This window comes from Nostoc sp. PCC 9305 (genome assembly GCF_963920915.1).
Taxonomy (GTDB): domain Bacteria; phylum Cyanobacteriota; class Cyanobacteriia; order Cyanobacteriales; family Nostocaceae; genus Nostoc.
Map to the genome: position 1 here is coordinate 1 of NZ_CAWUDN010000231.1, position 2,253 is coordinate 2,253.

Below are 2,253 nucleotides of genomic sequence, written 5' to 3' on the forward strand. Positions count from 1 at the left end.
TGATTAACTCAGCCCTGCTGGGTCATTTTGTATGGCTTAGTCTAAACTCCAGTCAAAGGTGACAAAACTTTAACTTTTTCCGATCTTGAGTCACATGCTCTCAAAACTGAGCAGTGCATAATTCTGCTTAACGAAGCTCTTCATGGGGAGGAACAACTTAATAGCCGTAGGGATACCAACGCTCTGCGGGCTGCTTTGGGATTAGAAGTCGCAACTGATGTGACTCCAAAAACATTGCAGACATCTGCTAAACAAACTCGTCGTCACGCTGCGGTCGGTCAGCCTCTGCCACAGCGTCGTCCTGTCGGTGGTGGACACAATGCCTGTTGAGAACTTGAAATTGTATCAATCATGGGAATTAGAGCAACCCATACTACCTGAGCGTAGCCGTCTTTTCTCTCTACCACCAGTTGGTGTCGGCACAGCAATTGTCGAGAGCTTGAGTAGCTACTTAATTCGCTTGGCTGATGCACATGGAATTACAGTTGGGGACTTGATTCGCTATTACATTGCTCCTTTATTTTTTCTTAACGAGCAGCCTCCAGGATTATCCAAAAAAGATGCTATCGAGCTAGTTGTAGTTAGATTGCGAAAAGAACTAGCCATTTTGCAGCAACCAACTGCCCAATTTTGGCTTTCCCAAACACAGCATGTTTCTAAGGTTGTTAATGTACTAGAAATCTTAACTGGTCGCAAAGATATCAGCTATTTAACTTTGTTGCCTTGGAAAACTTGGCGACTTTCATTTAACCACATCTTCCATACACAGCAGCGTTGGTGTGCAGGTTGTTACCAAGATTGGCGTGATGCTAATACCCCTGTATATCAACCTCTGTTATGGGCGTTAGAGCCTGTAACTGTCTGCCCATACCATCAACGCTATTTACAAATATACTGTTTGTGCTACGGTCATACCCAACCTTTTTTCCAACCTCAGAAATTAAACGGCTACTGTCACGAGTGTGGTGCTTGGCTTGGGCGCAATCTTGACGTACCGAGTCATAGCCGAAGCAAAGGGCGCAAATTTGATCGGGATTTGTGGATTGCTCAAGCTCTTGGAAATCTGCTTGCTGCTACTCCCTCACTCCACACAAATCCCCTCATCAGAGAAACAAAAGTTACGCCTAAACGAACATTGCCTACTTTATACAAATTTTTGAGATGGTGTTACAAGCTTAGTTTATCTCCTGTCGAGGGTTTAAACTTGCTCGAAATTCAGTAAGGCAAGCAACAAGATAACAACGGCTCTACTTTATTTTCCTTCAACCCGGAAATCCAAGCATAAGTTGTCCGACTTGATTACAAGCCATAAGTTGTCCGATTTTGACAACTTATGGCTGTAAGCATAGTATACACGAATTCGGGAGGGACACAAAATAAGATACCCTTATCTTTTATCCGATATAAACTACGATTAATACTACTTGCTTTTATACACCCTTTTATTCTAGCTATTATAATAAATATATTAAGCTAGAACTAATTTGAAATTATGCCACGTAAGATATGTGGACTTGGCTTTGACTGTGCCTCAATGATGTTGCAACCGGGTATTCACCCTGGAGAATGCTTCAATTATACAACCTGTGGAGCAGCTATTAAGTTGACTCCAGATGAAGAGATCGAACTAATTCGCGTGCGGGAGATTGCGTCTTGCCAACGGCAACAGGAGTGGGAACGCACAGAGGAAACCTTTAGAACCACGCGCCGCGAAGCGGCAGTGACGATGCTGATGTCGAGAGGTTGTCCTCAAAGCGCACAATCGCTGGGCGTTGCTGCACAAATGGAAGCGATCGCCGCCTGTATTGAACAATTGCTTCACTTCTTAAATAATCTAGAAGGATGCTACATTGCTCCTAGTGGCTGTGAAGTACATCATTATAATGTGAAGCGCCCTAGTGGAGTTTATGGATACAACAAACTCACTGCGACTGAGCCAATATTTGAACCATCCGAAAAACAGCAGAAAGTGAAAGTTGTTCATTTAAGTCATGATGACGATCCGCGAAACACTGAAGCACGGCTGGGGATTGAGCGTCGAAATCAGTTAACTCGTGTACGAACCCTCTTGGCAACAACTGTGGAACTGTTACTTGAGGCAGCTAATATAATAAATGAACAGTCTTCTGATGAGGAGCGCTCAGTTTGAGGTGTTTTCTGGCATCTTTGGCAAACGCTAATACCCCTAACCTAAGTTATAAGCTGATGCGCAGCTAAATTTAATAAACAGCATTACCTTTATTTTTAATCTTA

At 43.2% G+C, this 2,253-nt stretch carries 3 protein-coding genes; all 3 read left to right on the forward strand.

The features are described 5' to 3' along the window. Positions 1-195 precede the first annotated feature (195 nt). The 3 genes from ACM0OX_RS35465 to ACM0OX_RS35475 all read left to right on the forward strand — a co-directional run bounded on the left by ACM0OX_RS35465 (position 196) and on the right by ACM0OX_RS35475 (position 2,149). Positions 196-330 (forward strand): hypothetical protein, encoded by a 135-nt coding sequence (locus ACM0OX_RS35465; protein ID WP_414519870.1) that lies wholly within the window; start codon positions 196-198, stop codon positions 328-330. Then, on the forward strand, positions 320-1,222 hold the full coding sequence (locus ACM0OX_RS35470) for a TniQ family protein (RefSeq protein WP_414519872.1): 903 nt from the start codon (positions 320-322) through the stop codon (positions 1,220-1,222). Before ACM0OX_RS35465 ends, ACM0OX_RS35470 begins: the two co-directional genes overlap by 11 nt. A gap of 270 nt (positions 1,223-1,492) precedes the next feature. Continuing rightward, positions 1,493-2,149 (forward strand): hypothetical protein, encoded by a 657-nt coding sequence (locus ACM0OX_RS35475; protein ID WP_414519874.1) that lies wholly within the window; start codon positions 1,493-1,495, stop codon positions 2,147-2,149. Positions 2,150-2,253: the final 104 nt, after the last annotated feature.

What these genes read in the sequence shown, in the direction of transcription:
- ACM0OX_RS35470 (WP_414519872.1), top strand. Translation starts at nt 320, where the DNA reads ATGCCTGTTGAGAACTTGAAATTGTATCAATCATGGGAATTAGAGCAA.
- ACM0OX_RS35475 (WP_414519874.1), top strand. Translation starts at nt 1,493, where the DNA reads ATGCCACGTAAGATATGTGGACTTGGCTTTGACTGTGCCTCAATGATG.